At 74.1% G+C, this 14,346-nt stretch carries 12 protein-coding genes; 8 read left to right on the top strand and 4 right to left on the bottom strand.

Translation table 11 applies throughout. The features are described 5' to 3' along the window. Positions 1 to 4 precede the first annotated feature (4 nt). The 7 genes from nusA to FIP57_RS15765 all read left to right on the top strand — a co-directional run bounded on the left by nusA (position 5) and on the right by FIP57_RS15765 (position 8,267). Positions 5 to 994 carry a transcription termination factor NusA gene (nusA, locus tag FIP57_RS15795; RefSeq protein ID WP_148574485.1) on the top strand — a complete coding sequence of 330 codons (990 nt, stop codon included), beginning with the start codon at positions 5 to 7 and terminating at the stop codon, positions 992 to 994. A gap of 323 nt (positions 995 to 1,317) precedes the next feature. Continuing rightward, positions 1,318 to 1,590 (top strand): YlxR family protein, encoded by a 273-nt coding sequence (locus tag FIP57_RS15790; protein ID WP_148574484.1) that lies wholly within the window; start codon positions 1,318 to 1,320, stop codon positions 1,588 to 1,590. A gap of 134 nt (positions 1,591 to 1,724) precedes the next feature. Next, on the top strand, positions 1,725 to 4,676 hold the full coding sequence (gene infB / locus FIP57_RS15785) for a translation initiation factor IF-2 (protein WP_148574483.1): 2,952 nt from the start codon (positions 1,725 to 1,727) through the stop codon (positions 4,674 to 4,676). Between the two features lie 76 nt (positions 4,677 to 4,752). Further along, positions 4,753 to 5,190, top strand: a complete 438-nt coding sequence (rbfA, locus tag FIP57_RS15780; RefSeq protein ID WP_148574482.1) for a 30S ribosome-binding factor RbfA — start codon at positions 4,753 to 4,755, stop codon at positions 5,188 to 5,190. After that, complete coding sequence (truB, locus tag FIP57_RS15775) at positions 5,187 to 6,077, top strand: tRNA pseudouridine(55) synthase TruB (protein WP_148574481.1); 891 nt, start codon at positions 5,187 to 5,189, stop codon at positions 6,075 to 6,077. The genes rbfA and truB overlap by 4 nt, the downstream gene beginning before the upstream one ends. A 79-nt stretch (positions 6,078 to 6,156) precedes the next feature. Beyond that, on the top strand, positions 6,157 to 7,137 hold the full coding sequence (locus FIP57_RS15770) for a bifunctional riboflavin kinase/FAD synthetase (protein ID WP_148574480.1): 981 nt from the start codon (positions 6,157 to 6,159) through the stop codon (positions 7,135 to 7,137). Next, a complete protein-coding gene (locus FIP57_RS15765) occupies positions 7,134 to 8,267 on the top strand; it encodes a hypothetical protein (RefSeq protein WP_203231293.1) in 1,134 nt (377 codons plus the stop codon). The genes FIP57_RS15770 and FIP57_RS15765 overlap by 4 nt, the downstream gene beginning before the upstream one ends. A 7-nt stretch (positions 8,268 to 8,274) precedes the next feature. Here FIP57_RS15765 and FIP57_RS15760 read toward each other — a convergent pair whose 3' ends face one another. From FIP57_RS15760 to FIP57_RS15745, 4 genes are read right to left on the bottom strand one after another with little or no spacing between them, the layout of a single operon-like run. Beyond that, a complete protein-coding gene (locus FIP57_RS15760; protein WP_148574479.1) occupies positions 8,275 to 8,532 on the bottom strand; it encodes an HPr family phosphocarrier protein in 258 nt (85 codons plus the stop codon). 38 nt (positions 8,533 to 8,570) lie between these two features. After that, positions 8,571 to 10,670, bottom strand: a complete 2,100-nt coding sequence (locus FIP57_RS15755; protein WP_148574478.1) for a PTS fructose transporter subunit IIABC — start codon at positions 10,668 to 10,670, stop codon at positions 8,571 to 8,573. 7 nt (positions 10,671 to 10,677) lie between these two features. Further along, on the bottom strand, positions 10,678 to 11,685 hold the full coding sequence (locus FIP57_RS15750; protein WP_148574477.1) for a 1-phosphofructokinase family hexose kinase: 1,008 nt from the start codon (positions 11,683 to 11,685) through the stop codon (positions 10,678 to 10,680). Next, positions 11,682 to 12,446, bottom strand: coding sequence for a DeoR/GlpR family DNA-binding transcription regulator (locus FIP57_RS15745; protein WP_148574476.1), 765 nt, complete (start codon positions 12,444 to 12,446; stop codon positions 11,682 to 11,684). Before FIP57_RS15745 ends, FIP57_RS15750 begins: the two co-directional genes overlap by 4 nt. 103 nt (positions 12,447 to 12,549) lie before the next feature. On the opposite strand from FIP57_RS15745, the gene ptsP reads away from it, so the two are divergent. Then, positions 12,550 to 14,262, top strand: a complete 1,713-nt coding sequence (gene ptsP / locus FIP57_RS15740) for a phosphoenolpyruvate--protein phosphotransferase (protein ID WP_148574475.1) — start codon at positions 12,550 to 12,552, stop codon at positions 14,260 to 14,262. Positions 14,263 to 14,346: the final 84 nt, after the last annotated feature.

The following is a 14,346-nucleotide window of genomic DNA, read 5'->3' as shown; positions in this document are numbered from 1 at the left end:
GCCGATGGACATCGACCTCACCCTGCTCCGCGCCCTCGAGCGCGAGAAGGAGATCGGCTTCGACATCCTCATCGACGCCCTCGAGCAGGCGCTGCTGACGGCGTACCACAAGACGCCCGGCGCGCAGCAGCGCGCCCGCGCCCACGTGGACCGCAAGACCGGCCGCGTGACGGTGTACGCCGCGGAGGTGGACGCCGAGGGCGAGGTGGTCCGGGAGTACGACGACACCCCCGAAGGGTTCGGCCGGATCGCCGCGACCACCGCCAAGCAGGTCATCCTCCAGCGGCTGCGGGACGCCGAGGACGACGTGAAGTTCGGCGAGTTCTCCGGCCGCGAGGGCGACCTGGTCAGCGGCACCATCCAGCAGGGTCGTGACCCCAACGACGTGCTCGTCGACCTCGGCCGGCTCGAGGCGCTGCTGCCGGTGGCGGAGCGGGTGCCGGGGGAGCGCTACGAGCACGGCACCCGGATCAAGGCGATCGTGGTGAGCGTGCGCCGCGGGATGCGCGGGCCGCAGGTCCACCTCTCGCGGAGCCACCCCAACCTGGTGAAGAAGCTCTTCGCGCTCGAGGTGCCCGAGATCGCCGACGGCACCGTCGAGATCTGCGCGATCGCCCGCGAGGCGGGCCACCGGAGCAAGATCGCGGTCCGCAGCACCGTGTCGGGCGTCAACGCCAAGGGCGCCTGCATCGGGCCGATGGGGCAGCGGGTGCGCAACGTGATGCACGAGCTGCACGGCGAGAAGATCGACATCGTCGACTGGTCCGACGACCCCGCCGAGCTGGTCGCCCACGCCCTGTCGCCGGCCCGGGTCAGCAGCGTCGAGGTCGTCGACGCCGCCGCCCGCGCGGCGCGGGTGGTCGTGCCGGACTACCAGCTGTCCCTCGCGATCGGCAAGGAAGGGCAGAACGCCCGTCTCGCCGCCCGGCTCACCGGGTGGCGGATCGACATCCGCTCCGACGAGGCCCCCAAGGTCGCCCCGGACCAGCCCTGACCCGCGAGTCGTCGCATCTTCACCGCGTTCGACCCGCGAGTCGTCGCATCTTCACCGCGTTCGACCCGCGAGTCGTCGCATCTTCACGTCGGCGTGTCCGCCGGTACGCCGGACCGCGGACCCGACCTCGCCGACCGGACGGCCGGATGGGCCGACTCGGAACCGGTCGGCGGTGAAGATGCGACGGCTCGGCATGGATCAGCGGTGAAGATGCGACGGCTCGGCGGGATCCGGCGGGGCGGGCGTCGATTGGGTGGGTGGCGTCCGCGGGAGTAGACTGGCCGTTGGCCGCTCCACCCCTACCTCGACGAGATGTGCTGACGATGGTTTCCGAGCCTGTCCGCACCTGCGTCGGGTGCCGGCGCCGAGCGGCCAAGGCCGACCTGCTGAGAGTCGTTGCCGAAGGCGGGGAGGCGATCCCCGACCCGAGGCGGCGGGCACCTGGCCGTGGGGCGCACCTGCACCCGACGCCCGAGTGTCTCGAGCTGGCCCTCCGTCGCCGCGCCCTCCCACGCGCCCTCCGGGTGTCACAGGGGCTCGGGACGAAGCGGCTCGAGGAGCATGTGCAAGAGTGGGCAGCCGTGGAGCCGCACTGAACCGTGGCCCCGACCAACCGTTGACCGACAGAAGATGGAGCAGCAGCTCATGAGCACTCGATGAGTACTTCCCGATGAGCGTGCACACCAGCTAACGGTCCGATCCATCAGGGGCTCGGACCAGAAGGAGAAGCGTGGCTAAGGTCCGAGTCCACGAGCTCGCCAAGGAGCTCGGAGTCGAGAGCAAGGTCGTCCTGGCCAAGCTCGGAGAGATGGGCGAGTTCGTCAAGTCGGCGTCGTCGACGGTCGAGCCCCCTGTCGTCAAGCGTTTCAACGACAAGTTCGGCGCGGAGCTCCGCGCCGCCGCCGAGGCCAAGGCGGCCAAGAAGTCGTCCAAGCCCGCGGCGTCCTCCGCGGGAGCCCAGGCCGCACCGGCCCCGGGTTCCGCGAGCGCCGCCCCCGCCCCTGCAGCCGCGCAGGAGGCGTCCGTCGAGGCTGCTCCGCCGGCCTCGACCGGCACCGCGCCGACCCGCCCGACCGGCCCCCGGCCGGGTCCGCGTCCGGCTCCCCAGCCGACCGCCCAGCCGACCGCCCAGCCGACCGCTCAGCCGACCCCGCAGCCGGCCGAGCCGGCCGCATCCGCGCAGCCCGAGACCCCGGCCCAGCCGGCGGCTCCGGCGGCGCGTGCCGAGACTCCCGCGCCCGAGCAGCCGGCCCGTCCGGTCTCGCCGGGCGCCGGTCGTCCCGGCCCCGGTGGCGCCCAGGGCCGTCCCGCGCCGCGCCCCGGCGGTGGTCCCCGTCCCGGCGCCCCGCGTCCGGGCAACAACCCGTTCTCGTCGACCCAGGGCATGGGCCGACGTCCTGCGCCGGCTCCGGGCGCGCCCGCCGGAGGCGCCCCGCGTCCGCCGGCGGCCCGTGACGGCGGTCCGGGCCGCACCGGTGGCCTGCCGGGCGCGCGTCCCGGCATGCCACGCCCCAACCCGGCGATGATGCCGAAGTCCCCCTCCACCTTCGGCCCGGCCGGCCGTGGTCAGGGTGGCCCGGGCGGTCGCCCCGGCCCCGGCGGTCGTGGTGGCGCTCCGGGTCGTCCGGGTGCAGGTGCCGGTGCCGGTGCCGGTCGCCCCGGCGGCGGTCCCGGTGCACGTCCCGGCTTCGGTGGTGGCCCCGGTGGGGCTCCCGGCCGTCCCGGTGGCGGTGGCCGTCCCGGTCAGCGCGGCAGCACCCAGGGAGCGTTCGGTCGGCCCGGCGGCCCCTCGCGCCGCGGTCGCAAGTCGAAGCGGCAGCGCAGGCAAGAGTTCGACAACATGGAGGCGCCGACGATCGGCGGCATGCGCGTCCGCAAGGGCAACGGTGAGACCGTTCGCCTCGCGCGCGGCGCGTCGCTGACCGACTTCGCCGAGAAGGTCGGCGTCGACCCCGCCTCGCTGGTGCAGATGCTGTTCCACCTCGGCGAGATGGTGACCGCCACCGAGTCGGTCAACGACGCCACGCTGGAGCTGCTCGGCGAGGAGCTCAACTACAACGTGCAGGTCGTCTCGCCCGAGGACGAGGACCGCGAGCTGCTCGAGTCCTTCGACCTGGAGTTCGGCTCCGACGAGGGCGACGAGGCCGACCTCGCGGTGCGGCCGCCGGTCGTCACCGTCATGGGTCACGTCGACCACGGAAAGACCAAGCTGCTCGACGCCCTCCGCGACGCCAACGTGGTCGCGAAGGAGGCCGGCGGGATCACCCAGCACATCGGTGCCTACCAGGTGGCCACCGAGGTCGACGGCGACGAGCGTCGGATCACCTTCATCGACACCCCGGGTCACGAGGCGTTCACCGCCATGCGTGCCCGTGGTGCGCAGGCGACCGACATCGCGGTGCTGGTGGTCGCGGCCAACGACGGCGTGATGCCGCAGACGGTCGAGGCGCTCAACCACGCCAAGGCCGCCGGCGTGCCGATCGTGGTCGCGGTCAACAAGGTCGACCTCCCCGAGGCCGACCCGGCGAAGGTCCGCGGCCAGCTCACCGAGTACGGCCTGGTCCCCGAGGAGTACGGCGGCGACACCATGTTCGTCGACGTCTCCGCGAAGGCCGGGATCAACCTCGAGGGGCTGCTCGAGGCGATCGTGCTCACCGCCGACGCCTCGCTGGACCTCCGGGCCAACCCCGACCAGGACGCCCAGGGCATCGTGGTCGAGGCGCACCTCGACCGTGGCCGTGGTCCGGTCGCGACGGTCCTGGTGCAGCGCGGCACCCTGCGGGTCGGGGACTCGCTCGTGGCGGGGCCGGCCTACGGCCGCGTCCGCGCGATGCTCGACGAGCACGGCGACAACATCGACGAGGCCGACCCGTCGCGTCCCGCGATGGTCCTCGGGCTCACCGCGGTGCCGGGTGCGGGGCAGAACTTCCTGGTCGTCGAGGACGACCGGATCGCCCGCCAGATCGCCGAGAAGCGGGAGGCCCGCGAGCGTGCGGCCCTCCAGGCCCAGCGCCGCGTCCGCCGTACCCTCGAGGACTTCATGAAGTCCATGGAGGAGGGCGAGCGCCAGGAGCTCAACCTCATCCTCAAGGGCGACGTGTCCGGTTCGGTCGAGGCCCTCGAGGACTCGTTGGCCAAGATCGACGTGGGCGACGAGGTGTCGCTGCGCGTCATCGACCGCGGTGTCGGTGCGATCACCGAGACCAACGTGATGCTGGCCGCCGCGTCCGACGCCATCATCATCGGCTTCAACGTCCGCCCGCAGGGCAAGGCGACCGAGGTGGCCGACCGCGAGGGTGTCGAGATCCGCTACTACTCGGTGATCTACCAGGCCATCGAGGAGATCGAGGCGGCCCTCAAGGGGATGCTCAAGCCGGAGTACGAAGAGGTCACGCTCGGCCAGGCCGAGATCCGCGAGATCTTCCGCTCCAGCCGCATCGGCAACATCGCCGGCTGCATGGTCACCAGCGGTGTCATCCGGCGCAACGCCAAGGTGCGGCTCCTCCGCGACGGCAACGTCGTGGCGGACAACCTCGACCTGGCGTCGCTGCGCCGGGAGAGGGACGACGTCACCGAGGTCCGCGAGGGCTTCGAGTGCGGTCTTGTCCTGCGCAACTACCAGGACATCAAGCACGGTGACGTGGTCGAGGCGTTCGAGATGCGGGAGATCCCCCGGGCGTGACCACCGGTCGGGGGGGGGGCCCCGCCCCCCCCCCCCCCCCCGCCCCTGCACGTGCTGACGGTGGAAGAGGAACGACATGACGAACCCGCGTGTGCGCAAGATCGCGGACCGCATCCAGGTGACCGTGGCCGAGATGCTCGAGCGGCGGATCAAGGACCCGCGGCTCGGCTTCGTGACGGTGACCGACGTGCGGGTCAGCGGCGACACCCAGCACGCCAGCATCTTCTACACCGTCTTCGGTGAGGAGGAGCAGGTGGCGGCCTCGGCCGCCGCGCTCGAGTCGGCCAAGGGGCTGATCCGGTCCGAGGTCGGCAAGCAGCTCGGCACCCGCCACGTGCCGACGCTGGAGTTCATCCACGACGCGCTGCCCGAGAACGCGCGCCACCTCGAGGAGCTCCTCGAGAAGGTGCGCGAGTCCGACGCACAGGTGGCGGCCGCGGCCGCCGGGGCGACGTACGCCGGGGACGCCGACCCCTACCGCAAGCCCCACGTCGAGGACGACGAGGACGAGTGACCGCCGTCTCGGGGCTGGTCGTCGTCGACAAGCCCGCGGGGCTCACCTCGCACGACGTCGTCGCGCGCGTGCGCCGGCTGGCCCGCACCCGCAAGGTCGGCCACGCCGGCACGCTCGACCCGATGGCGACCGGCGTGCTGCTGCTCGGCGTCGAGAAGGCCACCCGGCTGCTCGGCCACCTCGCGCTCGCCGACAAGAGGTACGACGCCACCGTCCGGCTCGGCGCCGCCACCACGACCGACGACGCGGAGGGCGAGCTGCTCTCCAGCACCCCGGTCGACGGGGTCGAGGAGGAGGCGGTCCGCCGCTGCGCCGCGGGGTTCGTCGGCGAGCTGCAGCAGGTGCCGTCGTCGGTGTCGGCGGTCAAGGTCGGCGGGAGGCGGGCCTACGCCCGTGCCCGCGCGGGGGAGCAGGTCGAGCTCGCGGCCCGGTCGGTCACCGTGCACGAGCTGCTGGTGCACGACGTCCGTCGCGCCGGCGACCACCTCGACGTCGACGTGTCGGTGCACTGCACGACCGGCACCTACGTCCGGGCGCTGGCCCGCGACCTCGGCGCCGCGCTCGGTGTGGGCGGCCACCTGACCGCGCTGCGCCGGACCGCCGTGGGCGGGATCGGCCTCGACGAGGCGACGCCGCTGGCGCGGCTGCAGGAGGCCGGCGCCGTGGAGCCGCTGCCGATGGCCGACGCTGCCGCGCGGTTCTTCCCCACGGTCACAGTCGACGCACCCTCGGCCACCGCCGTCGGCCACGGGAAGGGGCTGCCGATCGAGGCGCCCGTTGACGGCCGGCCGGTGGCGGTGCTCGGCCCCGACGGGGCGTTCCTGGCGCTCTACCGCCGCGGGGACGGCGAGGGCCAGCCGGCGCGACCGGTCGCGGTCTTCGTCTGACGCCCGTCCGAGCGCGGTGAGCCCATGTGGCAGGCTTCCCCTCGGACCGAACGGCGGACCAGCCCGAGGAGGGGACCGGATGCGGGTGTGGCGCTCGCTGGACGACGTGGCTGCCGACCTGGGCCGCTCGGTGGCCACGGTCGGCAACTTCGACGGCGTGCACCTCGGCCACCGGCACGTGGTCGCGCGTGCCCGTGAGGTCGCCGACCAGCTCGGCGTCGACAGCGTCGTCGCGGTCACCTTCGACCCCCACCCGATCGCGGTCCTGCGCCCCGAGCACGCACCGGTGATGCTCTCGAGCATCGAGCAGCGGGTCGAGCTGCTCGGCGCCGCCGGCGTCGACGACGTGCTGGTGCTGCCGTTCAGCCGGGAGATCGCGCAGTGGTCACCCGAGCGCTTCGTCGTCGACGTCCTGGTCGACAAGCTCCACGTCGCGGGGGTCGTTGTCGGCGCGAACTTCCGCTTCGGCAGCCGGGCCGCCGGCGACGTCGCCACGCTGCGGGAGCTCGGCGAGCAGCACGGCTTCACCGCCGAGGGGATCCCGCTCGACGGCGGACCGCAGGTCTGGTCCTCGACCTACGTCCGGATGTGCCTCGCCGGCGGCGACGTCGAGGGAGCCGCCGAGGCGCTCGGCCGTCCGGTCACGGTGCGCGGCACGGTGCGACGCGGCGACGCCCGCGGCCACGAGCTCGGCTACCCCACGGCGAACATCGCCACCGGGTCGACCGCCGCACCCGCCGACGGCGTGTACGCCGGCTGGCTCCGCATCGTCGCCGACGGGGACGGGACCCCGCTGCCCGCGGCGGTGAGCGTCGGCACCAACCCCACGTTCGCGGGGGAGCGGGAGCGTCGCGTCGAGGCCTACGTGCTGGACCGCGACGACCTCGAGCTCTACGACCGTGAGGTCGAGGTGGTCTTCGTGAAGCGGCTGCGCGGGATGGTCCGGTTCGACGGCGTCGACGCGCTGCTCGAGGCGATGGCCGACGACGTGCAGCGCACCCGGGAGCTCCTCCGCGTGGGAGAGGGCGCAGGAGAGGGCGCAGGAGAGGGCACCGCGTGAGCCATGTCGCCGGCCCGGCCGACGACCCCCTGCACGCCACCGAGGTGTGGTTCGTCCGCCACGGGCTTCCCTACTTCGTGCCGTCCGAGCGGGCGGCGGCCCGCCGTGCCCTCGAGCCGCGCCGCCTCCTGCCGCACGCCGCGGGCTGGGGGCTCGCCGCCGTCGTGCTCGGCGTGCTGCTCGCGTGGGCCGCGGAGAGCGTCGCGCTCGGTCCGGCCCTGTGGCTGACGGTCGGGATCCTCTTCGTCCTGGGCTACGGGGTGACCGCGCTCCGGGCGCGGCCGATCGTCACCTGGGCGGTGGGGCGCACCCTGGGGCAGCTGCGCCGGCTGCTGCCGATGGTCAGCCGCGCCCTGCCGCTGCTGCTGATCTTCGTCACGTTCCTGTTCATCAACGCCGAGGTGTGGCAGGTCGCCGCGCACCTCGACGGTGGCGTGCTGTGGCTGACCGTGCTGCTCTTCACCGCGATCGGGCTGGGGTTCTTCCTGACCCGGCTGCCCGAGGAGGTCGACCGGGTCGACGACGAGCTCGACGACGCACGGGTCCTCGAGGTCTCGACCGGCACGCCGATCGAGCACGAGGCGCGCCGGCTCGCCGCCGAGCACCCCGGGGCGCTCAGCGCCGACGTGGTGCCGCGCCGGTTCGAGCGGGCCAACCTCCTGGCCGCGCTGCTGATCTCGCAGGCGGTGCAGGTGCTGCTGCTGGCGGCGACGGTCTTCGTCTTCTTCGTGCTGTTCGGCGCGCTCACCATGACCCACGACGTGCAGCAGGCGTGGACCGCGGAGGACGTCGACGCGCTCTCGTGGCTGCCGACGGTGACGCCCGAGCTGATCCAGGTGTCGGTGTTCCTGGGGGCGTTCTCCGGGCTCTACTTCACGGTGTCGCTGATCACCGACGACGCCTACCGCGGCCAGTTCTACGTGGGGTTCCTGCGGGAGCTCGAACGAGCCGCCGGCGTGCGCGCCGCCTACACCGCCGTACGGGCGGAGCGGGCGCGTGCCGCGGCGCCGCCGGAGGCGCCCCGTGACGGGACCGTCGACGCCACGCCGACCATGCCCTTCCCGGCGGTGCCCCGCGAGGCTCCGGGCGACGTGCCCCCGCCGCCGGAGTGGCGCACCGACGGCCGCTAGGACCGGGTCAGGCGTCGAGGTCCTGCTGCACCATGTCGGCGATCTTGGCGAGCGCCGCCTCGTCGTCGCTGCTGACCTCGACCGGGTCGCCCTTGCCGGCGCCGAGGGTCATGATCAGCAGCGCCGAGCTGGCGTCGACAGGCTCGCCACCGGGGACGGCGAGGGTCACCTCGGCGTCGAGCTCGGAGGCCGCCTCGGCGATGAGGGCGGCGGGACGGGCGTGGAGCCCGACGGCGGAACCGACGTTCACGGTCTGGGTGGGCATCTGGATCTCCTGTGGTGGTGGGTCGGGCAGGGACGGGGTCAGGCGGTGGAGCCGGCGAGCCGCTCGACCTCCGCGGCGTCGCCGGAGAGCTGCTTGAGGGCGAGCACGCAGGCGGCGGAGACGAGCACGCCGGCGACGAGCGCGACGAAGAACCACCCGATCCCGCCGACGGCGAACGGCACGAAGATGCCGCCGTGCGGGGCGCGCAGCGTCACGTCGAACGCCATCGACAGGGCTCCGGTCACCGCGCTGCCGGCCATGATCGACGGGATCACGCGGACCGGGTCGGCGGCCGCGAACGGGATCGCGCCCTCGGTGATGAACGAGGCGCCGAGCAGCCAGGCGGCCTTGCCGTTCTCGCGCTCCACCGGCGTGAACAACCGCGGCCGTACGACGGTCGCCAGCGCGAGCGCCAGCGGCGGCACCATCCCCGCGAGCATGACCGCGGCCATCACCTTCAGCTGCGGTGCGTCGCCGGTGGCCTCGGCCGCGGCGGCGAGCCCGGTGGTGGCGAACAGGTACGCGGTCTTGTTCAGCGGGCCGCCCATGTCGAAGGCCATCATCAGGCCGAGCACGACGCCGAGCACGACGCCGGCGCCGCCCTCGGACATGCTGGTGAGCCCGTCGTTGAGGGCGTCCATCAGGTTGCCCAGCGGCTTGCCGAGGACGACGACCATGACGAAGCCGGCCACCAGCGTGGTGAGCAGCGGGATGACCAGCACCGGCATCAGCCCGCGCATCCAGGCCGGGATCCGCCACCCGCCGATCCACGCCGCGATCACCCCGGCGAGGACGCCGCCGATGATGCCGCCGAGGAAGCCGGTCTGCGGGGTGCCGAACCCGCCGAGGTCGACCGCGAGCGCGCCCATGACGAACCCCGGGGCGATGCCGGGACGGTCGGCGATCGCGTAGGCGATGTAGCCGGCGAGCGCGGGCACCAGGAACTTGAACGCGGTGGACCCCAGCGCGAAGCAGAGCGCGCCCAGGTAGGCGAAGAAGGACGAGCCGAACAGCGCGTGGTCGAGCCCGTTCTCGCTCACGCTCGGCAGGTCGAGGAAGGTGTTGCCCGCGACGATGTCGCCGGCGGGGCCGGTGATCTCGTAGCCGCCGAACAGGAAGCCCAGGGCGATGAGCAGACCGCCGGCGGCGACGAACGGGATCATGTACGAGACGCCGGTCATCAGGATCCGGCGGATCCGCACGCCCCACGGCTCCGTGCCCGTGCTCCCGCGCGGCTCGTCGGCCGCGGCGGTCCCCTCGACCCGCGGGGCGTCGGGGGCGTCGGCGTGCGCGAGCGCCTCGCGCACCATCGCGTCGGAGTCGTCGATGGCGCGCTTGACGCCGGAGGCCACGACGGGCTTGCCGGCGAAGCGGGTGCGATCCTTCACGCCGACGTCGGTGGCGAAGATGACCGCGTCGGCCTCCGCGATGGTCGAGGAGGGGAGCGGGGTGGAGCCGGCGGAGCCCTGGGTCTCGACGGCGATCTCGACGCCGGCGCGCTGGGCGGCGGCCTCGAGGGCCTCGGCGGCCATGTAGGTGTGCGCGATGCCGGTGGGGCAGGCCGTGACGGCGACGAGCCGGCGGGTCCGTGCGGGCGTGGCGTCCGCGGGCTCCGCTGCCTCAGCCGGAGCCGGAGCCGGGGCCGGGGCCGGGGCCGGGGCCGGGGCCGGTGACACTGCGCCCTCCGGGTCGACGACCTCTCCGACGAGCCGGACCACCTCGTCCGCGGTGGTCGCCGCCCGCAGCGCGTCGGTGAACTCCTTCTTCACCAGGGCCCGCGCGAGCTTGGTGAGCAGCTGCAGGTGGGTGGCATCGCCGCCGGCGGGCGCGGCGATGAGGAAGGCCAGGTCGGCCGGCCCGTCCTTGGCGCCGAAGTCGCGCGAGGGGGAGAGCCGGGTGAAGACCAGCGTGGGGTCGGCGACGTGCTCGGTGCGGCAGTGCGGGATCGCGATGCCGCCGGGGAGCCCGGTGGCGGAGGTCGCCTCACGGGCGAGAGCGTCGGCGGCGAGGCCGTCGGCGTCGGTGGTGCGTCCGGCCTCGGCCACGATGCCGGCCAGGGAACGGATCACCGCCTCCTTGTCGGCGCCGAGGTCGGCGTCGAGCCGCACGAGGGCAGCCTCGATCATGGGTGCGTTCATGGGGTCCTCAGGCAGTCGGGGTGGCGACGTCGGCCGCGGCGCGGCCCGGGTCGGGGGTGGGCAGGGGCTCGAGCGGGAGAGGGGTGACCGCCACGGCGTCGGGACGGGTCTGCCGGGGCGACGGCATGGTGGTGCCGGGTAGGCCGGCGGCCGCGGTGCCGTAGGCGACGGCGAGCCGCAGCCGGTCCGCCGGGTCGAGCCCCCGGAGGTCCCCGAGCACGTAGCCGAACAGGCTCGAGTCGCCCGCGCCGACCGTGCTCACCACGTCGACCGGCGGCGGGGTGGCGTGCCACGCGGACTCGCGGTCGACCAGGACCGCGCCGGCCCCGCCGAGCGTCACCAGCACGGCACCCGCGCCGTCGGCCACCAGCCGGCGGGCCGCGGTGGCGGCGGCGAGCGGGTCGCCCTCGACGGTCGCGGGATCGTCGCCGGTGATCATGCAGAGCTCCCCGGCGTTGGGCTTGAGGACGGCCGGCCGGGTGGTCGGGAGCCGCTCGGCGAGGGCGAGCAGCGGCCGCTCGGAGGTGTCCACCGCCACCGAGGCGGGGCTGTCGGCGAGAGCGGCAGCCACCTCGGCGTACCACTCCTCGGGGGTCCCCGGCGGCAGCGACCCGGCGAGCACCACCCAGCTCGCCGTGGACGCCGCCCGGCCGAGCGCGTCGCGGAGCCGCTGCAGCAGGTGCTCGTCGGCGTCGGAGCCGGAGCTGTTGATCTTGGTCGTGGTGCCGTCGGGCTCGGTGAGCGTCAGGTTCACCCGGATCGGTCCGGTCGGCGTGACCGGCCGGCAGGTGATGCCCTGGCTCTCGAGCTCGGCGGTGAACGGCGAGTCGGCGGCGGCGGGGAAGACGGCGACCGACGGGACGCCGGCGAGCGTGGCGACCCGCGAGATGTTGACCCCCTTGCCGCCGGCCTGCTCGAGGACGGAGTCCGCGCGGAGCACGCCGCCGCGCTCGAGCGCCGACGACAGCGCGATGGTCCGGTCGAAGCTCGGGTTGGCGGTGAGGGTGACGATCATGCGATCCGCACCTCGACCCCGAGCTTCTCGAACGGCTCGAGCTGGTCCCGCGTCGCGCGGTCGTCGGTCACGAGGACGTGCACCTCACCGACGTCGGCGAACCGCACCAGGTGCTCCTTGCCGATCTTGTCGGCGTCGGCGAGCAGCACGACCCGGCGGGCCCCGCCGACGATCGCCCGCTTGACGGCGGCCTCGCTGTGGTCCGGCGTGGAGAGCCCGTGCTCGACCGAGATGCCGTTGGTGCCGACGAAGGCGACGTCGGTGCGGAGCCGGGCGATCGCCTCGACGGTCTCGGCGCCGACCGCGGCCTGGGTCGTGGTGCGGACCCGGCCGGGCAGCAGCCGCAGCGTCAGGTTGGCCTGGCCGGCGAGCCTGGCGGCGATCGGGACGGCGTGGGTGAGGACGTCGAGCCGCTGGTCGCTGGGGAGCCGCGAGGCGAGCCGGGCGGTGGTGGTGCCGGCGTCGAGGACGACCGAGCCGTGCTCGGGCACCAGCTCGACCGCGGCGGCCGCGATGCGGTCCTTCTGCTCGGCGCTGCTCCGGTCGCGGTCGCTCACCGCGAGCTCCAGGAGGCTCAGCGCGTTGGCCGGGACGACCCCGCCGTGCACCCGGCGGACCAGTCCGGCACGCTCGAGCGAGGAGAGGTCGCGGCGGACGGTCTCGGTGGTCACCGAGAACCTCTCGGCGAGCTCGCTCACCGACACCCGGCCGGTCTGGGCGACCAGCCCGGCGATGGCCTGCTGACGTTCCTCGGCGTACATCAGGTCCTTCCCGGTCGCCGACGCCGGATCGGCGTCTGTGTTTCTGTTGTTCTATGCCCGAACGTGTTGACTGTCAAGGGGTGACCCAGGTTACATTCGCGCCATGAGCAGTCCCACCACCGCCGAACGCCCCACCTCGTCGACCCCCTCCGGCCCGCTGTCCGGCACCCCTGTCGTGCCTGGCGTCGGGCTCGGTCCGGTCGCGGTCGTCCGGACCGACGTCGACACCGAGGCCGTGCGTGCGTACGCCGCGCGTGGCGAGGTCGACCCGGACCAGGCCCTCGAGGAGTACGACGCCGCGGTGACCGTCGTCGCCGACTCGCTCGTCGCCCGGTCGAGCAACGCATCCGGGGCCGCCGCCGAGGTGCTGGTGGCCACCGCCGGTCTGGTCCGGGACAAGGGGCTCCGCGGCGAGGTGCGCAAGCGGCTCCGGGCGGGGAACCCGCTGCTCACGGCGCTCGACGGAGCGGTCGACCAGTTCACCGACCTGTTCACGAAGATGGGCGGGCTGATGGCCGAGCGGGTCACCGACCTGCAGGACATCCGCCGCCGGCTCACCGCGCGGATCGTCGGCGCCCCCGAGCCCGGGCTGCCCACTCCGGAGGAGCCGTCGGTGCTGGTCGCCGAGGACCTCGCACCCGCCGACACCGCGGCGCTGGACCCCTCGACGGTCGTCGCGATCGTCACCGAGAAGGGCGGCCCGACCAGCCACACCGCGATCATCGCCCGTCAGCTCGGCATCCCGTGCGTGGTCGGCGCCGCCGGCGTCACCGCGCTGCAGCCGGGCGTGCGCGTCCTCGTCGACGGCGCGACCGGGAGCGTCGAGGCGGCCCCGGACGAGGAGGAGGCCCAGCGCCGGGTGGCCGACGCGAAGGCCTGGCAGGAGACGCTCGCCTCGTGGTCCGGCCCGGCCCGCACCGCGGACGGCGTCGCCGTGAAGGTGATGGCGAACGTCGCCGACGGCTCCTCCGCGCGTACCGCTGCCGAGGGGCCCGTCGAGGGCGTCGGGCTGTTCCGCACCGAGCTCTGCTTCCTCGACCGGCCCGACGAGCCCGACGCGGAGGCGCAGGCCCAGGTGTACGCCGAGGTGCTGGCGCCGTTCGCCGACGGCCGCACCGTCGTGGTCCGCACCCTCGACGCCGGCTCCGACAAGCCGATCGCCTACGCCACGCTGAAGGGGGAGGAGAACCCGGCCCTCGGCGTCCGCGGCCTCCGGCTCTCCTTCTCCAACCCGGGGCTCCTCGACCGGCAGGTCGAAGGGATCGCCAAGGCCGCCGAGCGGACCGGCACCAACACCTGGGTGATGGCCCCCATGGTGGCCACCGTCGCCGAGGCGGAGGAGTTCGCGGCGAAGGTGCGCGCGCACGGGCTCAAGGCCGGGGTGATGGTCGAGACGCCCTCCGCGGCCCTGCTCGCGGACCGGATCCTCGAGGTCGTCGACTTCCTGTCGATCGGCACCAACGACCTGACGCAGTACGCCATGGCCGCGGACCGGATGGCCACCGACCTCGCCCACCTCACCGACCCCTGGCAGCCCGCGGTGCTCCGGCTCGTCGCGATGACCGCCGAGGCGGGGAAGGCGGCCGGGAAGCCCGTCGGTGTCTGCGGCGAGGCGGCGGCCGACCCGGCGCTCGCGGTCGTGCTCGTGGGGCTCGGCGTCACGTCGCTGTCGATGGCCTCGGCCGCCGTACGCGCGGTGGGGGCGCAGCTGGAACGGGTCTCCTCGGAGCAGTGTGCGCGGGCAGCGGAGGCCGCCCTCGCGGCCGCGGACCCGCAGGAGGCGCGGGCCGCGGTGCGCGCCGTGATCGACGGCTGAGCCGGGGGCGGTCGTCGCGAGCAGGTCGCCGATTCGGGATCTCGGGCGGTCGTTGGTAGTCTTGTGAAGTTGCCGTAGAACGGC

This window comes from Nocardioides caldifontis (assembly GCF_008087345.1).
In the GTDB taxonomy this organism is placed as follows: domain Bacteria; phylum Actinomycetota; class Actinomycetes; order Propionibacteriales; family Nocardioidaceae; genus Marmoricola_A; species Marmoricola_A caldifontis.
The sequence above is the reverse complement of the archived record's forward strand: the minus strand, read 5'-3'. Positions and strand labels throughout refer to the sequence as shown.